Consider the following 19,060-nt stretch of genomic DNA (forward strand, 5'->3'; position numbering starts at 1 on the left):
AGAACATTTGACTCGCATGGCTTAGTCGAATACTGATAGCAGTGACCTCTGGCAGGATCAACCAGAATTGTTGATCACACACAAAGAATATGTTATTTTGGAAGTCATTTAGGAATCAGTCGGAAAGAACTCTCATTGAGAGAATATTTCCTATTTGCACATAGTTTGGTTAATTCCTTAATTGTTTGTAGTTATACACTACCGGTCAGAATTAACCGAACTGCCAAATCCAACGTCAGACAGAAAAAGCTTCTGTCTCCACTTGTTAAAGGCGGTGATTGTAAGTGTTTTCGCGCGATTTGCGCGGACTCCTTCAAAGGCTGCCATCGTATATATACCTTCCGGATCAAGAGATTCGAAGGTAAAGGATGAACCTTTGGAGAATATCTGACACCCCTATATTCCACTCGGATTTTACTTTTAGGTTTTAATCCTATATGGATTTTTCGGCAATGCCATCTTTCAAGAACTTTCTGATAGAAAGCAGTTGAAAGCCCTCCAAAATACCTCAGAGGGATTTCATACATACCAAGCATAGTACATAAACATAACGTATTTAATTATTTTAGATTATATAAATAAAGGCACCTCATATACCAATAAAAGAGAGGTACGCAAGCTTTAACAATATAAGTGACATAGCAATACTCAACCCCCATATAAAAGAAGGAAAAGAGTACATCCACAGTAAAAGCTGCAGATGACCATTATGCTCATACTTAGGTTGCAATGGTCCGAGTTACTCATATAGAGAACAATGAAGTAACAACAAGAACCATGCATGATCCAGACCACACAAAACTGAGATCGATGGACTTAAAAATAGAATGGGGAAATTACTCATATAATAGAACATGGCTACCAGAGGGAAACATCATTATCGCTATTCCCTAAATTTCCAGAATGAACGATCAAAGATCATATGGAAATATACCTATTCGCAAGTGAAATAGCCCAAATGAGAAGGGTACCTGAAAAGGTAAAACAACTATGAAAAAAGAAGTAACAAATAAAGTAAAGCGTATCGATACCGAGGTCGACAGATCTAGAATGAGACGGAAAGATACCGATACTCTCAAGGTCAAAGAGAATGTCTTCGACGAACCTACCCTTAAAACGTTGTACACCTTATCTAATAAAGGAATAGTTCAGGCCATCGGAGGATCTATCAGTACAGGAAAAGAAGCAAATGTATTCCTGGCAGAAGGAGAAGAAGAAAAAGACATTGCTATCAAGATATACAGAATATCTTCAAGCACTTTCAATTCAATGGAAGACTACATCCTGGGAGATCCTCGTTTCAGGAATGTGAGACATTCAAAACGAGACATCATTTTTGCATGGACAAAAAAAGAACAGCGCAACCTAATACGTGCAAAAGAGGCAGGCATCCGGGTACCTGAGCCCATAGTTGCCGAACGTAATATTCTCGTAATGGAATTCATGGGAGAGGATGAAAGACCATACCCACAACTAAAGGACATACGGCTTGACAAAGAAACTGCAAGACCCGTATATGACACAATAATCAATTACCTTGATCTGTTGTACAACGAGGCGAACCTTGTACATGGAGACCTTAGTGAATACAACATACTCATAATACCTGACACCAAAGAGCCTATCATCATAGACATGGGACAGTCAGTAACAAAGGAACATCCTCGTTCAAGAGATTTCATGATAAGGGATATCGAGAACATTGTTCGGTATTTCAAAAAATACGGCATCAACGAAGACCCACATGAAATTTACTCGGCGATCCGGGATAAAGAAGAAAAAACGGAAATAAAAGATTCATAATTATAGGTAGATCAAATGACACATATCAAAGTTCCAAAAGACAGAATTGGCGCAATAATCGGACCAAAGGGCCGCGTCAAGCAGATAATCGAAGAAAAATCAACATCAACACTGGATATTGACAGTGAAGAAGGCATCGTAGAGATCATCCCAGGAGATGACCCGGTAGGTGCCATGAAGGCAGAGGACGTTATCAACGGCATAGCAAGAGGATTCAACCCGGACAAAACATTCGCAATGTTCGATGATGATATGCTCATGCTCGAGGTAATAGACATCTCAAAACACACTGGCACACAGAAAGAACTACTACGCCTCAAAGGCAGGATCATCGGGAAAGGCGGAAAGACCAGAGAGATAACCGAAAGACTGATAGGAATAAAGATGTCAGTCTACGGAAAGACAGTAAGTGTAATTGGAACTCCAGAACAGAACCAGATAGCAAGGACAGCCATAGAGATGCTCATAGAAGGAGCGAACCACGGAAGTGTCTACAGTTATCTGGAAAAGAAGAGACAGGATCTGCTCCAGTCACAACTCGACTACTATTGATACAAGAAAGACTTAAGGGACTCATTGTATATTTCGCCAAAAATATTAATACTCTGAGACCCTATCTCATTACGGTGGATAGATGAGAGGATATACCAACAGTTCCGAGATCAGGATGTATGCAGCCTTTGTGTTGATCCTGCTCCCCACAGCAGCGCTTTGCTACAAAGGACAACTTGCCCTCGGGACAATAGGCCCCATACCACTGGCCATTATTCTTTTTGCTATGCTTGCAGGCTCCATTATAGAGATACCTTTTGCAAAGATACGGTCCAAAAAACCGGAACAGCTTTTCAAGTATGCACCTATCCTTGAGGACATATACTCAGTACCCATCGTAAAGGAACTACCCATTGGGAAGCAAAGGGTGTTCAACACAACACTCACAATCAACTTTGGCGGAGCCATCATACCATCTCTCGCAGTCATATACCTGTTATTGACACAACCCAACAACACTGCCCTTGAGATAATGCTGATCGTTGTTGTAGCAGTTACCATGCTATCAGAGATGATGGGAGGAATAGGTACAGTGATCCATGAGTATATCGGGATCATAGCACTCCCTTTTGCACTCATAGTTGAACCTGAGAATGCAGCAACAATAATGTTCATTGCAGGTGTAGGAGGCATCCTTGCAGGTAACATAATCTCTGTTGCAACCTTTAATAAGGAAAGGACCGGCAGCGCCTTCATAAGCATCGGCGGTGCAGGAAGTTTTAAAGCGATATACGTGACAACTATCGTTGCCACCCTGATATCACATTTCGTCGTCTGACATACCAAGTCTCTCTGCCCTTCTTTTTTCGATCCTGTCCTGCAAGACCTTTGAAGGAATATTGAGAGCCCTGTATTTAGCTATACCATTGTTAGTGAAACGGAATGGCTGAGGCGTATGATCGACACGTGTTGCCCTCATCTTCTGAACTGCCATCACAGGCATAGGAGTCGTATCGATATCATTTGTCTGGATAAAATCAAGGAAGATGACACCATCCCCAAGGAAATCAAAATCATCATACTCTTTTGTCTCGATCCCATGAGATTTCTCTGTCACAAGAATAGCAGTTGTCATATTCTTCTTCAATAACCTGTGAAGACCCCTCCATGATGCAGAAGTACGGAAGTCCCCCGGAGCAGTTAATACATTAAGGGAATCGAAAACTATCCGCTCAGGTTTATGGGAATCTATTATTTCCATCATCTCTTCAGATGTTAGCATAGAGATCCCGAAGATCTCAAGGTATCCATCATCAATATATTTGCCTACGTCCCATCCAAACCTTGCAAAGTGCTGCACAAGCTGTTGTGCCCTCTCCTCAAAAGAGAAGAAGATACATCTTTCACCATTCTTGACACCCTCCATCAGATACTGCATGGAAAATGTGGTTTTACCGGTTCCCGGAGGTCCGGTCACAATTATGGCAAATCCTTTAGGAAAGCCACCTTCCAGAAAATCATCCATACCAGGAATGCCCGTGGACACTCTTTTGATGATACGGTCTATGTTCTGGGTATCAAGTTTGGCCTTAAAGCGTGTAGAATCAAGATTAAGAAGGGCCTTTTCAAGGACAATATTCTTAGCCCCAAGCTCCTTCTCATATCTCTCAAGAACTTTTATCGCATCTGCACTTAATGTAGTATGAATGGGGAATTTGGTTTTCATCACACCACCATGTGTACATAATATGTGATTATATATTTAAAATGTTATGGTAATATGGACATATTCCGGATATTATGAACATGTCATTCCTCATCCTCGGACCTGAGACCTTTTCCAGGCAGGAAGTTACCACGACCTCTTGAAGCCATCAGTTCGCCATCCCATACCACTTCTCCTCGCGCTATCGTGTACTCAGGGAAGATACCATCCATACCCTCATAAGGTGTCCATCCTGCCTTACTATGCAGATTGTCGCCCTTTATTTCCTGAACATGCCCCGGATCGACCACGATAAGATCAGCATCATAACCTTCTGCGAACGAACCCTTTGAAAAGCGATCCAGTTTGAATATCCTGGCAGGATTCTTACTGGTCACATCGATCATACGGCCTAACGGAATCAGATTCCTCTTCACAGCAACAAGCATCAAAGGCATCAGTGTTTCAACACCAGGTACACCAGATGGAGCACTCTTGATATCTGCATCTTTCTCAGCTTCAGTATGAGGAGCGTGGTCAGAAGCCACCATATCTATAGTACCATCATTCAACGCATTAAGAAGCATCTTGACACTCCGGCGATCCCGGAGAGGAGGATTCATCCGGCCATAAGAACCCAATCGTTCCCAGTCCTTTGTAGAAAGGAACAGATGATGCGGTGCAGCCTCACTGGTGATCATAGGAGGAACACCATCCTTGATATCCTGATACCTTTCCTTACGCAAAAGTCCCACTGATTCAAATGCACTGATATGGCAGAAATGAGCCTTTGTAGCATTCTTCTTTATCAACTGTATAGCCTTTTCAACAGCAAATGCCTCACAGTGATTCGGCCTTGCCCTGGAATGAGACTCAGGAGACATGTCATTTTTCAAGTAAGCCTCACATTCAAGCCTTATCTTATCATCTTCAGCATGTATACATGGCAATGCACCTAACTGTTTTAACACTCCGAGTGCCTCATCAAGACACTTCTCATCAATATTAAGAGCACCTGTAGACTCTGCCATGAAGATCTCACCAAAAGCAGTGGCACCAAGTTCCCATAGTTCAGGAAGCTTGCTTATATTGCCCGTAACACCACCATAAAGTCCGAAGTCAACAACCGAATTACGATTCGCGATCTTCATTTTATCCTTAAAGGACTTTTTATCGATAGTTGGAGGAATGGTGTTCGGATGATCAATAACAGTAGTTATACCACCTGCTGCAGCTGAACAGGAACCAGTATACCAGTCCTCTTTCTCAGTAAGACCCGGATCTCTGAAATGAACATGTACATCGATACCTGCAGGTAATGTCAATGCCCCTTTTGCATCAATGATCTGATTCAAACTTTGAACATCGATCTCCCGGGAGATCTGTTTTATCTTACCATCCTCTATCAGGACCTCAGCTGGCTGAAGATAATTATTGTAGAACACTTTTGTGTTCTTGATAAGAATATCCGGCATATTTCCCTATATCCCAGTAAGACTATATGCGTTTTATGACAGAGCAAGAATATCCATAGAGAATCTGTATATATAGGTATGTAGATAATATATAGAAACTATAGTGAGTCGTAGATATTATATTGATATATATTGTAAGGACACAACCCTTATGTATCGATTTTGTTATGGTTCACTGACAAGTAAATTGAATTTAAAAACTCAATGGTGAATCATAAAATGATATCAGGAAAGTTATTAAAGAACATATCGATCTGTTCTGTTGTTCTATTGATAGTTGCAGCCGCATTCATAGGAATTGGTTGCGTTGACCAGGAAAAGACCACAACTGGCGACGATACTGGAGAAGAAGTCACAGGATCACAGTCCATTATGATCAAAGGGTCAGACACAGTACTTCCACTCTCACAGGCAGAATCTGAAGAGTTCATGTATGCAAACCCTGAAGCAAGCATCACCGTCATCGGTGGCGGTTCAGGAGTAGGAATTGCTGCACTCATTGATGGAGAGGTTGATATCGCAATGGCTTCAAGGCAGATCAAAGACTCAGAGATCGAAAATGCACAGGCTAATGGCATTGACCCTGTGGAGTATGATATCGCATGGGATGGAATTGCAGTTGTAGTAAACCCAGAGAACCCTGTAACAGAGCTGACATTCGACCAGCTCAAGAGCATCTATGATGGTAGTGTAAGCAACTGGGCAGACGTTGGCGGAGAAGACCTGACAATAACAGTGATCACCCGTGACAGCAGTTCAGGAACATACGGATACTTCCAGGAAGAAGTACTCCTTGACGAAGAATACCGTGCAGACGCACTTGTACAGCCAGCAACTGGTGCTATAGTACAGGAAGTTGCACAGAACACAGGAGCGATCGGATACATCGGCTACGCATACCTTGATGACAGCATAACTGCACTTGCACTCGATGCAGGCGAGGGATCAGTAGAAGCAACACCTGAGAATATCATAGCAGGAACCTACCCACTTGCAAGACCACTTCACTACTACACGGATGGTGAACCAACAGGGCTTGCAAAGGAATACATTGACTACGTAATGAGTTCCACAGGCCAGGATATCGTCTCAGATGTCGGATATTTCCCGGTAAACTAAGGATACACAGTATCTTGAGGAATAGATGTTGAACAGACAATTAAAGGAAAAGGGTATCGAGTCTCTGCTCTTTGCCGCAGGAGCAGCAGCTGTATTAGCCCTTTTCCTCCTTTGTATATTTTTATTCAAAGACGGATTACTATTATTTGAAAATTATCCGATCAGTAGTTTTCTGACCGATACTAAATGGTATCCGACATCAGAGCCAGAACACTTCGGGCTTTTACCATTGCTTCTTGGATCATTGATAGTGACCGTAGGAGCAATATTGTTCTCCGTACCACTGGGAATAGCAACTGCGATATACATATCTGAACTTGCAGACCCAAAAATATCCAACATATTGAAACCAGTAACAGAAATACTAGCAGGGATCCCATCTGTGGTATATGGTTTCTTTGGCCTCGTCATACTGGTACCTATCGTCCAGAAAACACTACAGATACCAACTGGCCAAACGGCACTTACGGGATCCATAATGCTTGGAATAATGGCGCTCCCAACAATAATATCCATATCAGAGGATGCCATCAGCTCAGTACCAAGGTCCATAAAAGAAGGTTCACTGGCACTTGGCTCCACAAAGTGGCAGACAATATACAAAGTTACAGTCCCTGCAGCCCTCTCTGGAATATCAGCCGCAGTTATGCTTGGTGTTGGAAGAGCGATCGGTGAGACAATGACGGTCATGATGGTAACAGGAAACTCAGCCGTGATACCAGGATTCCCATCAGGTCTTTTTGCACCCGTAAGGACCATGACAGCCACAATTGCACTTGAAATGGGCGAAGTGCCACAGGGAAGTGACCACTTCCACGCACTGTTTGCGATAGGTTCTGTACTTTTCATTACTACATTTATAATCAACATAATAGCCAACTACATAAAAAGGAGGTACAGGTTCAACCTGTAATAACCATGTTCTCCAATGCAAAACTCAATGAAAAAATAGCCTTTGGGTTATTGAAGATCGCAACGGGAATGGTTGTTGCCTTTGTACTGGTAATTCTGTACTATATAGTATCCAACGGATACAGTGCCATCAGTATTGAATTTATCACTGAGATGCCAAGGAGCAGAATGACAGAGGGAGGCATCTATCCGGCCATAGTAGGAACATTATACCTCATCATTGGATCCATAGCTGTTGCAATGCCACTTGGTATGCTGGCTGCGATCTACCTCACAGAATACTCAAAGCCAGGAAAAACAACATGGGCAATAGAAATGGCGATCAACAACCTTGCAGGTACTCCGTCGGTCGTGTTCGGACTGTTCGGACTTGCAATGTTCGTAAAATATCTGGGCTTTGGGGCCTCAATTCTTTCAGCATCATTAACACTTGCACTACTCATACTACCCGTGATAATCAGGGCAAGTCAGGAAGCACTCCTCACAGTACCTAAAGAGTACAGGGAAGCATCACTGGCACTTGGAGTGACAAAGTGGGAAACTATAAGGAAAGTAGTTCTTCCGTCTGCGATACCAGGAATGATAACCGGAGCAATATTAAGTATCGGAAGAGTTGCCGGTGAAACCGCACCGATCCTGCTCACAGGAGCAGCATATTTCCTACCAAGGCTCCCAGACTCCATATATTCACAATTTATGGCACTCCCATATCACCTCTATGTCCTGGCAACCTCAGGAACCAGTATTGCCCAGACAAGACCGATCCAATATGGTACAGCATTGATACTGCTTATAATAGTACTGTGTGTGAATATCGTCGCAGTAAGCGTTAGATCACACTATCGGAAAAAGCTTAAAAGATAATAAGATCACGTCCATTTTTACATGAGATCAGAGGATAACATATGCCAGAAACTTATGAGAACGGTACTGAAATTGAGGTCAAAGACCTTAATCTCTGGTATGGAGACAACCATGCCCTCCACGATATCTCGATAGATATCCCAAAGAACAGTGTGACAGCATTTATAGGACCATCAGGATGCGGAAAATCCACATTCCTCAGATGCCTTAACAGGATGAATGACCTTATACCAAACTGCAGGATCGAAGGTCAGGTCAACATCAGTGGAGAGGACATATATGCAAAAGAAACAGATGTAGTAGACCTTAGGAAGAGAGTAGGAATGGTATTCCAGAAGCCAAACCCATTCCCTATGTCGATATTCGATAATATTGCATACGGTCCCCGCATCCATGGCATGAGTAAAAAGGAAATGCCAGAAATTGTTGAGAATGCACTGCAGTCCGGAGCACTCTGGAAAGAGGTCTCAGACAGACTTGATGTATCAGCCCTTGATCTTAGTGGAGGTCAGCAACAAAGATTGTGCATAGCAAGAACACTTGCAGTAAAGCCTGAAGTGATCCTATTTGATGAACCATGCAGTGCACTTGACCCCATATCGACAAGCAAGATAGAAGACCTGATCCTTGAACTGAAAAAAGATTACACAATTGTCATTGTAACACATAATATGCAACAGGCAGCCAGAATATCCGACCATACAGCTTTTTTCCTACTGGGTGATCTTATAGAATTCGGAAAGACGAACCAGATATTTGAAAATCCGCAGGAGAAGGAAACGGAAGATTATATAACTGGCAGATTCGGGTGAGATCAAATGGCACGAGATCAATTTCAACAGAACATGGAAACTCTTAAAGGATTCGTTATTGAAATGGGAGAATTAGCCCGCAACGCAATTGTTGACTCAATGCAGGTCCTGAGGACACAAGATGCAGAACTTGCAGAGAAGATATTCCAGGGCGATGAGCTGATCGACGAATATGAACTAAAGATAGAGAAATGTTCCACACAACTGATATCACGCCAAAATCCAACTGCAGGAGATATGAGACTTGTAGTATCCTGCTTCAAGATAGCAATTGATCTCGAAAGAATGAGCGATCTTGCCGTCGATATCGCCAATGTTGCAAAATGCATGGAAAAAAATGATCAAGAAGCATTGGAGAATATTTTAAAAATGGCCGAACTATGTGATAAGATGCTACAACGTTCTATCAAAGCCTTTGAGACACTTGATAAGGAAATGGCCTATGAAACTGCCACAAAGGATGATGAGATCGATAGACTCTTTTACAAAACACAAAGTCAGCTCATTGAAAAGATGATCGGGGACAAGTCCATCATAACCAGTGCTTCCCACCTCCTGCTAGTACTTCGTTACCTTGAAAGATGTGGAGATCATACATGCAATATATGCGAAAGTATTGTTTACATAGCATCAGGGCAAAGGGTCAAACTCAATTGACCAGAAACAAACAATATAAAGCCTGATCATAGATACAAAAGAATAGTTGGCATCAGGCCATATTTGTCAAAGGAGGAAACTACCTCCACTACTATTTTTAGCAACATAGCTGATGATCCAGAGACATCTATCAAAATTAGATGAAAAATTATCAGACATATTTAATAGGATTGGATATATAAATATGCAGTTCTAAGAAGATACATACGCAAATCTAATATATGAATCATCGACTAAAATTCAGTTGACAGAAATATCACAATAATATGAATATATCCTGTAAGCAAAGATACGAAAATGAAAGAATTAAGCGCTTGCAGATTTCACTAATAATGGGTAAATAGTTAATGGGTAAATAGTTGGCAACTCTCAAAGAGAGCTATACAAGACAATAAAAGGATTGGGTGAAAAAAATGACGCGTACAAGATACCATGAAACTCTTGATATTTTGAAAAATGATATTACACACATGGGAAAACTGGCATATGAGGCAATTGACCGATCGATACTAGCTCTTAAAGAACTTGACAAAGAACTTGCAAGAACCGTCATCGATGGAGATCAGGAGATCGATGATTACGAGATGAAGATCGAGAAGGCAATATCCCAGATAATAGCACTTCAGAGTCCTACTGCAAAAGATATGAGACTTGTAACCTCCTGTCTTAAAATCGCAATTGATATTGAGAGGATGAGCGATCTTGCAGTGAACATCGCAGAGATCGCAAGAGACATGGAAGGAGAGCATATCAAACCCCTTGTAGATATACCAATAATGGCAGAGGATGCCAGGAATATGCTTGAGCAGTCAATGATAGCTTTTGCAAACAATGATGCAAAGATGGCAGAGGATACTGCAAAAGAAGATGATAAGATCGACAGGGCTTTCTATTCAATAGAAAAAGAGCTAATTGACATGATGAGAGCTGATGAGAGTATAATCATCAATGCATCACATCTTTTGTTCGTATTGCGCTATATTGAGAGGATAGGAGACCATGCATGCAACATATGTGAAAGCATAGTCTACATTGTAGAAGGCCAGAGAGAGGACCTCAACTGATCAGGATATCCAACTGGCCACGATCGAACTTAGAAATCAAATAAGGAACTCTGGGACTTCTTATCGGTCGATGTTTGCTGTTGTGGCTGAACATCCACTTCTTTTTTCTTGAATTCAACAGCGTTTGTTTGCGGTTTGTCTGAGAAGTCGAACAATCCTTTCTGCTTTGAGTCATAGTCAAGGTTGGCCATATCCACACCAAAAACGCCCAGAATACGCTCTACAGGCGGCAACAGTTGTTTTTTGATGTAATAGTCCACATCGATAGGAATATTGTTCTCCCTGACATATTCAGGATCCTCAGCACGATTTACGAACAGGTCCTTTCCAGCCACGATCACGAATGGAATACGCTCCCCTACAGGAGGAGGAGTACCTGTCCTTTCTTCGATCTTTTCTGCTACGGTCAGATGAGGTTGTTTGTTCTTATAACTGGTAGCTTTCTTGGAGAACATACGGGTCATCGTCAGGTCTTCAATAATGGCAGAATCAGTCCTTACATCAATATTCCTTACACCATCCACTACACTACGTACATGCTGAACGGCAGACTCTACATTACCCTCCTTAAGGACCAGCTCCAGAACCCTGTTAAGGGTCTTTGAAGTGAGACCACACCAGTCCCTTCGGACAGTTTCCATTCCCTTTACCTTAATGCCATCTTCCCATCCATCACCGGAGCGCTCAAAGACCCATATAGCATAACGTTTCTTAGCAATGAAAAGTGCACGCCTTGCAATAGATTCGAACTCAAGTTCCATCGGGTCAGGAAGCGAGTCCGATACAGTAGCAGCGATCTTGCTACCTACAAGTCCCAGACCATCAAGAGAAACATCTTTTTTAGAAGCACACTGGACGAATACACTGTCAGTATCACCATAGACCACAGACAAAGATACAACTTCATCATTTGGATCGATCGAAGATAATTCTTCTGTAAAATATGCAGAATCATCCCTCAGGATCACCTTGCTGATGCTGCCATTTATGAGAGCACGAGTATCGAGGATATTATTCCTTCCAAAACTTGTTACAGCATTTGCAAGGGCAAGACTGTATAACCTGGCCCTTGTGTAACCGGAATATCCGTAAAAACTATTGAGCAATATCTTAAGAGCTAGCTGAGTTGCATCAAGAACACGATGCTCAGTCTCATCAGATGTGGCTTTCATCTTCCGCTTTGTCTCAGTTCTTCGCTGCAACAAACTCTCAAGAATAGACGGCATTATACCCTTGGACACACCAGCAGATACGAACTCTCCTCCAGAGGGAGGCTTTATCGTATCACCATCCGGGCGGTCCTGCTCCACTACAGTGGTATAACAGAGATTATGCGCCATCATAATAGTTGGATAAAGTGATTTATAATCGAGAATTACAACATCCTCAAGGAGACCACGCTTTGGCTCAAGGACCTCACCACCTTTGAGTCCTTCACTACTGCGATTCCTCATTGCTACAAGTTCATCGTTAGGCTTTGGAGGGATAACCCTGTCCGCCCTGCCATACTCCCTGAGAAGAAGATTATCCACCATAGAGGTCTGGCCACCATCGACCACTTCCTGCAGGATCGAACCGCTCACCTGGGATATTGCTATATGTTTGTCCAGAAGCCTGAGTTTCAGGATAAGTTCCATTGCAAGCTCAGAGTCCCTTCGGGCATAATCTATGAACTTAAGTATCCTCTCGCCCGAGTCATTCCAGTATTCCTCCATCTCAGAAGGTGCAACATCAAGCTTCTCACTATCAAGGAGCTCTTTTGCCACATTTCTCAAAGTATAACGTTTAAGACTATACTGACTTCGGATAAGAGGCAGAGCATCTACAACGACCCTTCCAGGAATTGATACCATGGTTCGGTTACCGATCTTACGGTAACTCAATAATCTTCCGTCACGCCCCACAGATGACCTGACATTTTCCCCGGAATCAGTAAGTATGTTCACCCTGTCAGCAATATATGGAACATCAAAATCATTTATGTTGTATCCTGATATGACATCTGCATCATATTCCTGGAATATCTCAAAAAATCGGCTTAACATCTGAGCCTCTGAATCGAAACATTCTACATCCTCACCGATACCTTCAACCTTTTTTGCTACGAGGACTACGGTCTCGTGACCATTATATGCAGGACTGAAGGACATACTCACCATGATAACAGGAGAGGTTTCAGGCACAGGCATAGAGCCACCGATAGGAAGACATTCAATATCAAATGCCAGATACTTCAAAGGAGCGATGGACAATTTCTCAATCTCTTCCAGAGAATCAGCAGTAAATACAGAATCGCAATATATCCGCCCTTCAGACACAGGTTCGTTCGAAGATGGAGTAGCAGTCACCCATCCCATCCCATGAAGGTCTTTATCGATCAAAAAGCGATTTCTGAAAAGTATGTCTGTTTCGTATACTTCCTTCACACCAGGAAGTGTCAGAACATCATCACGGATCTCAGGAACATTACGTGGTTCCATGGTCGTGACCTTCAACATTGGCTTCTTAGATACCTGATAACCAACCGGCTCGAACTTAGGAACTATATCCACCTTTTTGATAACATCAAATCGCTCCCTGAGCATAGTGGAAAGTTTGTCGAGTTCCCCTTCAGCATTGAGATAGAAATAAGGCTCAAATCCAGGTACAAAACAACAGACGCTCTCGCCGCCTTCAGCTCTGCCGAAAAGACGAACGACAGGCCCATCATGGGTGCCTATGTAATCAGCGTCCAGTATCTGAAAGTTCATGACATATCTTACAGGTTTGCAGCATATATGCTTTGCGTTGATAATAAAATAAGGAAAAGAATGCCCGGAGCGTGACTCGAACACGCGACCTCCAGATATCTCAGGAGATTTTGGACGCACGGAATTTTATTCCCTATGAGTCTGGCGCCCCAACCAACTAGGCTATCCGGGCAGTGCAGCACCTAAAAGGACAAAGTTATATTAAAGAGTATCGATTGAAAAAGGAACGGTACACACATTTAGAGGAGTATCAAAAAAAAGTTTGCCGGGATCAGTACCCGGTTGCTTCAGCCAGTCCACTAAGAACAGCATAATCATCTGTTGCTCCACCAACGATAAAGACATACTCACCATTGTTCCATACGTAAGTGTATCTTTTTACATTGCTGGTCTCCATAGTAATGTATTGGAGTATCCTTACAGCAGAATGACCATTGAGTGAAACATCAGTAAATCTACTTTCACCTACAGACAGAGAACTAAACCCTGATCGGTATTCAGAAATGAACGCTTCTGCAGATGTCGTGTCCTCCATCTCGATGACATCAATATATACATCTGTGGAATCCTGATACATATAAAGACCTTCTGAAGCCCCAATCACACCAGAGATAGAAACGTATTCTTCGCCTACATATTCAGCAGAGAGTTCACGAACCCCAAGGAATTCATAACTTGCTGGAAGGTCTTCAGATGGTACAAGATCAGAAGTGCCTGCATCAGCAGGAATTGTAGCGATTACATCAGTAGTGTTTCCAACATCATCAACATCCGCGTCAGCAGGAGTTTCTTCAATTACTTCATCCGTGCAACCGGAGATAGATAACATTAGAATGCTTATTAGTAAAACCAAAAATATCTTTTTTATCATGGTTACACCTCTTTGATAAAACATCAATATTAAAAAAAGATAAGTAAGAAGGGATCAACCCTTCTTTATTTTAAAATTTAGTCTCTTCTAACGAGGTATGCTACTGCAAGGAGACCAGCTACTGCGAATACTGCTTCAAATCCAGGGGATTCTTCTTCAGCTGTTTCGTCAGCAGGCTCTTCGTCCTCTTCTTCAGCAGGCATATCATCTTCAGCCATGTCATCTTCAGGCATGTCTACTGCTTCAGACTCGTTACCTTCTACAACATCATCAGCTGGCATCTCTTCGTCAGAGTCGCCTGCATCTGTATCATCGACTGCCATCTCTTCACCGATTGTTCTCTCGATGAATGGGTAGTATCTGAGTACAGAGGTGTTGTCTGCGGTCTTGAGCATAAAGTCTTCTGCAAGTTCGATTTCCTTGTCGGATGTCAGGGAAATTGTACCTGAGTTGTACATTGTGATGGTGTTGGAAACTGAATCGACTTCAAGTTCACCAAACTCATCTGATGATTCAATCTCAAGAATGTTCTCGTAGTCAATGAGCCAGAGACCTTCGACAACAGCAAGGCTGTCTACCTGACCCTGGAATACATCGGTGATGAGTACTCTGAAGACGATTACATCAGACTGGTCACCAACATCGACATCATAGTCCCAGGTTGCTTCGCCATCTGTTACATCAATGACTTCGTCCTCTACGAATTCTCCGTCCTTGGAGAGTTCCATCCAGACCTTGTCACCCTCGACATCGATCTGCTTTGCGGTAAGTTCATAGCCGCCTACAAGCTCGAGTGCGGAGCCAGTTCTGAGTGTGTACTTGTCATCGGTGTCGAGAAGGAGCTTTACAAGCTCGCCTGCATCATCATCTGCAGTTGGCACATACTTGTCTGCAAAGAGACCAATGAGTGGGTATGTCATGTTGTCATCGCCGGTTACATCTGTCTCACCAGCAAAGTCACCTTCGTACTCATTCTGTACGATTGTTGCGTTGTATACAAGACCATCTTCACCGATTGCCTCTCCACTAACAATAGCAGAGTTGTTCACGATTGTAAGGGTCTCGCTTGAAAGGTCTTCGTCTATGTCATACCAGAAACCTGCAAAGTTAGTGGTATTGAATTCGATGTCTCCACTGGAGAGAACATCAGCAAAATCAGTACCGTTGATAATAGTACTGCGCACTTCGATTGACTCCTCAATAGCTGTTGCAGGCACTACTAATGCTGCAAGAGCAAGAAGAGCAACTAATGCGATAGTTGTAAATCTTTTCATTATTTTCCTCCGAATTTATTCTTAAGTAAGTAAGAGTGAGAATCAAAGAATAAAGCGAATTAACGCCCTATCATCTTCTGACAAAGACAATCATTGAGATTCGTCCATTGCCGAAGGAGACTTCATCACCCTCCTAATCCCGTCATATTGGATTACAAGTGTTCTATTAACCAATTGCCGTATTAAAGCTTTTGTGGTCCAATATCAAACAATTATCGCATTGCAATGGCAAACATCGATGCAATTGACGGTAAATGTCGAACTTGTTCGTCGGTCAAAAAGAAAAAACAGGCGAAAACAGAAGTAATGTTTATAGATTGTCGATGTGTATAATATACTGATCCATATCCAAAAAACAGCTCAAAATGACAAATTAGGCCATTGCAACAGGAATAATTCAACATATTTATATATATGATAACATAAAATGGACATAAAATAAAAGTCTAACAGGGCGCATAAATTTTTCGATCCGCTTTATCAGGTAATTACTAATGGTCACAAGGAGTGAATAATAAGATGTTTGATGGTGCAGTTTCTGAAGAAATATCAATGGACGATGAAGCAAATCGTGTTAAAACGGGCATACCGGGGTTTGATGAGCTATGCGGCGGAGGACTGATCCGTGACAGGACATACCTCATATCGGGCACATCGGGTGCTGGAAAAACCAACTTTTCAATACAATTCATCTATAATGGGATTACCAAATATGGAGAAAATGGCATAATTGTCGCCACTGAGGAAAGACCGGAGCAGATAAGAGAGAATGTGCTCAAGTTCGGATGGGACCTGCAGGAACTCGAAGATGAGAACAAGCTTGTGATAATAGATGCATGTTCTACTAAGATAGGTATTCCATCACAGGAGAAATACGTAGACGTACGTCCATTCGACATCAGATCAATGATGGACCAGATAATAGCCACCCAGGAAGAGATCAATGCAAAACGTGCACTTATCGATTCAACAACATCTGTCAGTTTCTACTTACAAGATCCTGCAAAGATAAGGATAGAGCTTCTGAAGCTCAGCACAACGCTTGAAGTCATAGGCCTGACATCAATGATGACATGTGAACTGATAGACGAGACCAAACCATCCAGATTCGGAGTGGAGAACTTCGTTACTGATGGTACTATAGTATTATACTACAAGAGACACGAGAATGTCAGGATGAGAAGTATGGAGATATACAAGATGAGAGGATCGGACCACAGTAAGAAGATCCACCCATACGACATAACTCCAGGCGGATTTGTAATCCATCCACACGAAGAAGTATACTCCATGTTCTAAAAGATACCGCAGAAATCAAAGATCAGGGAACATTTCCTCATGGCCACATTCAACGCACTTGTGCACTACAAGTGCCCGGCCATACTGATCCTGCCTCTTTATAGCCGGATATCTCCAACGATTCATTTTTCCATCACATATAGGACATCTGTAGTTCATTGATATCACCAACAGTTAATTATATAAAAATGTATATTAAATTAACGAATAGAATATTATCCGACATATCGAAGTAAAATTACAAAAGAAGATAGAATGGACCAGCTTAAAAATATCTCATGTGGCATTAAAGGACTTGACACCATACTCGGAGGTATGATGTCACCATCAACCATACTGATAGCAGGATCAGCAGGAGTAGGAAAGACCATCATGTCACTTCAGATGCTTTCAAGTGCATCTAAGAACGGGGAAAAGGCACTTTATATACCCATCACGACAGAGAATCCTGAAAAGCTCAGCATGTACAATTCCACACTCGATTTCTTCGACGATTCTTTTGAGGTCCATCCAATTAACAGACAACTTGCAGAAAAGGACCCTTTAACGACCCTCATTGAAATAGGGAACATAATAGAATCTGTAAAACCTGACAGATTAGTTATAGACCCGGTCACACCGCTTGGATTCGGATTTATCGAACAGGAAAAAAGAAGGTTCTTCTACACACTTGATTCAATGCTACAGGAAAGGAACATGCTCTCATTCCTTGTAGGAGAGTTATTGAAACCAGAGATACACAATTCAGTTATTAGCCACCTGTCAGATGGGATCGTATACCTCACCAGAGAGGATAGGAACTCAAGGGCAGACCACCGCATGGAATTCATTAAAATGAGAGGGATCGACCCTGGAAAGCGGTCAGAGATCACATCTCGCAAGTACCTCTACGACATAAATTCTACAGGATTCACAGTATACCCACACCTGAGACCAGAAGAGAACATCGAGCTGGATGATACAAGAGTGGAAACAGGAATACCTGGCCTGGATAGTATGTTCGAAGGAGGACTCTTCAAATACAACAGCCTTCTGGTAGCAGGAGTACCTGGCACAGGGAAGAAAACATTTGGATTACAATTCATACTTCAGGGATTGGAGAACAAAGAGCCAGCAGTCGTTGTCACCTTTGAGGATACACCGCATCAGATGATACTTGATGCAAAAAGGATGGGATGGGACCTCCAATCATATATTGATGATGGATCGCTCTACTTCATATGTAGCAATCCAAGCGAGACATACCCGGCAGAACATGTGTCCCGTATCAAAGAACTTGTTGAGAAAAAGATGATCCAAAGGCTTTTCTTCGATGGAACGAACCACTTGCAATTATCGATACCTGATGAACTGGAGCTAAGAGGATACCTGTACTCGATCACAAGTTATCTGAAAAGCAGGAACATAACATCCCTGTTCACAACAGACATACCTGCATCAGAATGCCCCGGGAACGAAAAAATAGATGTTGCAGCCATAATGGACTCTGTGCTCATATTACATAATTCCAAAGCAAGGGACCGCAGATATATGTGTGTTACCAAGTCAAGGGGTACAAAGCATAAACGCTCTGTAAAAGAGTATGCTATCGCTGAAAGTGGGATAAAACTCAGAACAGACACTTTGATATAAATTGTCAAAAAAGAAATATAAGAGGAGTTCAGATGCTCTGAACTCTGCGTTCTAAAGACTCACCCAGATCGGTCAGTTTATAGATATCGCATTCCTGTTCAACTAACTCTTTTTCAATTAGCTCGTCGACTATCCTCTTCACAGAAGGCTGGGCTATATGCATGTTCTTTGCCAGTTTCACAGCATCCAGTTGATGTTTGGAGCCCAAAAGTGCAAGCAATTTCTGGCGGTTCTTATTGCCAGTCACAAATCCGATCAATTCTTCCATAATCTGCCTCAATAGATAATTGGGTCGCATGATATATATTACTTTTACATGTCCATAGCATAT

17 protein-coding genes and 1 tRNA gene are annotated in these 19,060 nt (G+C 42.2%); 11 read left to right on the forward strand and 7 right to left on the reverse strand.

The annotated features are described in order from the left end of the window. The first annotated feature begins 990 nt into the window (after positions 1–990). The 3 genes from BM008_RS09400 (at position 991) to BM008_RS09410 (ending at position 3,133) form a co-directional block, all read left to right on the forward strand. Entirely contained in the window at positions 991–1,803 is an 813-nt protein-coding gene (locus BM008_RS09400; RefSeq protein WP_091936371.1) for a serine protein kinase RIO, read from the forward strand. A gap of 15 nt (positions 1,804–1,818) precedes the next feature. Continuing rightward, positions 1,819–2,355, forward strand: coding sequence for a KH domain-containing protein (locus BM008_RS09405; protein WP_091936372.1), 537 nt, complete (start codon positions 1,819–1,821; stop codon positions 2,353–2,355). Positions 2,356–2,437: 82 nt separating this feature from the next. Further along, positions 2,438–3,133 (forward strand): DUF1614 domain-containing protein, encoded by a 696-nt coding sequence (locus tag BM008_RS09410; protein ID WP_091936374.1) that lies wholly within the window; start codon positions 2,438–2,440, stop codon positions 3,131–3,133. Here the strand turns inward: BM008_RS09410 and BM008_RS09415 are convergent. Further along, positions 3,116–4,021, reverse strand: coding sequence for an RAD55 family ATPase (locus tag BM008_RS09415; protein ID WP_091936376.1), 906 nt, complete (start codon positions 4,019–4,021; stop codon positions 3,116–3,118). The two genes, BM008_RS09410 and BM008_RS09415, sit on opposite strands and share 18 nt — an antisense overlap. An 83-nt stretch (positions 4,022–4,104) precedes the next feature. Continuing rightward, positions 4,105–5,475, reverse strand: coding sequence for a dihydroorotase (locus BM008_RS09420; protein ID WP_091936378.1), 1,371 nt, complete (start codon positions 5,473–5,475; stop codon positions 4,105–4,107). Positions 5,476–5,694: 219 nt separating this feature from the next. On the opposite strand from BM008_RS09420, the gene BM008_RS09425 reads away from it, so the two are divergent. The 6 genes from BM008_RS09425 (at position 5,695) to phoU (BM008_RS09450) (ending at position 10,903) form a co-directional block, all read left to right on the forward strand. After that, positions 5,695–6,594: a PstS family phosphate ABC transporter substrate-binding protein gene (locus tag BM008_RS09425; protein WP_091936380.1), complete on the forward strand. Its 900-nt coding sequence runs from the start codon at positions 5,695–5,697 to the stop codon at positions 6,592–6,594. A 25-nt stretch (positions 6,595–6,619) separates the two neighbouring features. After that, positions 6,620–7,507: a phosphate ABC transporter permease subunit PstC gene (gene pstC, locus BM008_RS09430; RefSeq protein WP_091936382.1), complete on the forward strand. Its 888-nt coding sequence runs from the start codon at positions 6,620–6,622 to the stop codon at positions 7,505–7,507. A 5-nt stretch (positions 7,508–7,512) separates the two neighbouring features. Beyond that, positions 7,513–8,370: a phosphate ABC transporter permease PstA gene (pstA, locus tag BM008_RS09435; protein WP_091936384.1), complete on the forward strand. Its 858-nt coding sequence runs from the start codon at positions 7,513–7,515 to the stop codon at positions 8,368–8,370. 41 nt (positions 8,371–8,411) lie between these two features. After that, positions 8,412–9,182 carry a phosphate ABC transporter ATP-binding protein PstB gene (gene pstB / locus BM008_RS09440; RefSeq protein WP_091936386.1) on the forward strand — a complete coding sequence of 257 codons (771 nt, stop codon included), beginning with the start codon at positions 8,412–8,414 and terminating at the stop codon, positions 9,180–9,182. A gap of 6 nt (positions 9,183–9,188) precedes the next feature. Further along, positions 9,189–9,839 carry a phosphate signaling complex protein PhoU gene (gene phoU, locus BM008_RS09445; protein ID WP_091936388.1) on the forward strand — a complete coding sequence of 217 codons (651 nt, stop codon included), beginning with the start codon at positions 9,189–9,191 and terminating at the stop codon, positions 9,837–9,839. 413 nt (positions 9,840–10,252) lie between these two features. Next, the gene (gene phoU / locus BM008_RS09450) at positions 10,253–10,903 is read left to right on the forward strand and encodes a phosphate signaling complex protein PhoU (RefSeq protein WP_091936390.1); all 651 of its coding nucleotides are present in this window, start codon (positions 10,253–10,255) and stop codon (positions 10,901–10,903) included. Between the two features lie 29 nt (positions 10,904–10,932). On the opposite strand, the gene BM008_RS09455 is transcribed toward phoU (BM008_RS09450), so the two are convergent. The 4 genes from BM008_RS09455 to BM008_RS09470 form a co-directional block, all read right to left on the reverse strand. Then, the gene (locus BM008_RS09455) at positions 10,933–13,653 is read right to left on the reverse strand and encodes a DNA-directed DNA polymerase (protein WP_091936392.1); all 2,721 of its coding nucleotides are present in this window, start codon (positions 13,651–13,653) and stop codon (positions 10,933–10,935) included. Between the two features lie 61 nt (positions 13,654–13,714). Continuing rightward, positions 13,715–13,825: transfer RNA gene (locus BM008_RS09460), tRNA-Met, on the reverse strand. A gap of 99 nt (positions 13,826–13,924) precedes the next feature. Continuing rightward, positions 13,925–14,482 (reverse strand): hypothetical protein, encoded by a 558-nt coding sequence (locus BM008_RS09465; RefSeq protein ID WP_143072333.1) that lies wholly within the window; start codon positions 14,480–14,482, stop codon positions 13,925–13,927. 119 nt (positions 14,483–14,601) lie between these two features. Then, positions 14,602–15,798 carry an S-layer protein domain-containing protein gene (locus tag BM008_RS09470; protein ID WP_091936939.1) on the reverse strand — a complete coding sequence of 399 codons (1,197 nt, stop codon included), beginning with the start codon at positions 15,796–15,798 and terminating at the stop codon, positions 14,602–14,604. 519 nt (positions 15,799–16,317) lie between these two features. On the opposite strand from BM008_RS09470, the gene BM008_RS09475 reads away from it, so the two are divergent. Together BM008_RS09475 and BM008_RS09480 are read left to right on the forward strand one after the other, a co-directional pair. Continuing rightward, entirely contained in the window at positions 16,318–17,097 is a 780-nt protein-coding gene (locus BM008_RS09475) for an ATPase domain-containing protein (protein ID WP_091936396.1), read from the forward strand. Positions 17,098–17,352: 255 nt separating this feature from the next. Continuing rightward, on the forward strand, positions 17,353–18,729 hold the full coding sequence (locus tag BM008_RS09480; RefSeq protein WP_091936398.1) for an ATPase domain-containing protein: 1,377 nt from the start codon (positions 17,353–17,355) through the stop codon (positions 18,727–18,729). 28 nt (positions 18,730–18,757) lie between these two features. Here the strand turns inward: BM008_RS09480 and BM008_RS09485 are convergent, their stop codons facing one another. Continuing rightward, the gene (locus BM008_RS09485) at positions 18,758–18,997 is read right to left on the reverse strand and encodes a MarR family transcriptional regulator (protein WP_091936400.1); all 240 of its coding nucleotides are present in this window, start codon (positions 18,995–18,997) and stop codon (positions 18,758–18,760) included. Positions 18,998–19,060 lie beyond the last annotated feature (63 nt).

This window comes from Methanolobus profundi (assembly GCF_900114835.1).
Classification (GTDB): domain Archaea; phylum Halobacteriota; class Methanosarcinia; order Methanosarcinales; family Methanosarcinaceae; genus Methanolobus; species Methanolobus profundi.

Bases quoted from the DNA above. Each gene is read 5' to 3' on its own strand.
- pstC (WP_091936382.1), top strand. From the start codon at position 6,620: ATGTTGAACAGACAATTAAAGGAAAAGGGTATCGAGTCTCTGCTCTTT.
- BM008_RS09470 (WP_091936939.1), bottom strand. From the start codon at position 15,798: ATGAAAAGATTTACAACTATCGCATTAGTTGCTCTTCTTGCTCTTGCA.
- BM008_RS09475 (WP_091936396.1), top strand. From the start codon at position 16,318: ATGTTTGATGGTGCAGTTTCTGAAGAAATATCAATGGACGATGAAGCA.
- BM008_RS09455 (WP_091936392.1), bottom strand. From the start codon at position 13,653: ATGAACTTTCAGATACTGGACGCTGATTACATAGGCACCCATGATGGG.
- pstA (WP_091936384.1), top strand. From the start codon at position 7,513: ATGTTCTCCAATGCAAAACTCAATGAAAAAATAGCCTTTGGGTTATTG.
- BM008_RS09480 (WP_091936398.1), top strand. From the start codon at position 17,353: ATGGACCAGCTTAAAAATATCTCATGTGGCATTAAAGGACTTGACACC.
- BM008_RS09485 (WP_091936400.1), bottom strand. From the start codon at position 18,997: ATGGAAGAATTGATCGGATTTGTGACTGGCAATAAGAACCGCCAGAAA.
- BM008_RS09415 (WP_091936376.1), bottom strand. From the start codon at position 4,021: ATGAAAACCAAATTCCCCATTCATACTACATTAAGTGCAGATGCGATA.
- pstB (WP_091936386.1), top strand. From the start codon at position 8,412: ATGCCAGAAACTTATGAGAACGGTACTGAAATTGAGGTCAAAGACCTT.
- BM008_RS09400 (WP_091936371.1), top strand. From the start codon at position 991: ATGAAAAAAGAAGTAACAAATAAAGTAAAGCGTATCGATACCGAGGTC.
- phoU (WP_091936390.1), top strand. From the start codon at position 10,253: ATGACGCGTACAAGATACCATGAAACTCTTGATATTTTGAAAAATGAT.
- phoU (WP_091936388.1), top strand. From the start codon at position 9,189: ATGGCACGAGATCAATTTCAACAGAACATGGAAACTCTTAAAGGATTC.
- BM008_RS09420 (WP_091936378.1), bottom strand. From the start codon at position 5,475: ATGCCGGATATTCTTATCAAGAACACAAAAGTGTTCTACAATAATTAT.
- BM008_RS09425 (WP_091936380.1), top strand. From the start codon at position 5,695: ATGATATCAGGAAAGTTATTAAAGAACATATCGATCTGTTCTGTTGTT.
- BM008_RS09465 (WP_143072333.1), bottom strand. From the start codon at position 14,482: ATGTTATCTATCTCCGGTTGCACGGATGAAGTAATTGAAGAAACTCCT.
- BM008_RS09405 (WP_091936372.1), top strand. From the start codon at position 1,819: ATGACACATATCAAAGTTCCAAAAGACAGAATTGGCGCAATAATCGGA.
- BM008_RS09410 (WP_091936374.1), top strand. From the start codon at position 2,438: ATGAGAGGATATACCAACAGTTCCGAGATCAGGATGTATGCAGCCTTT.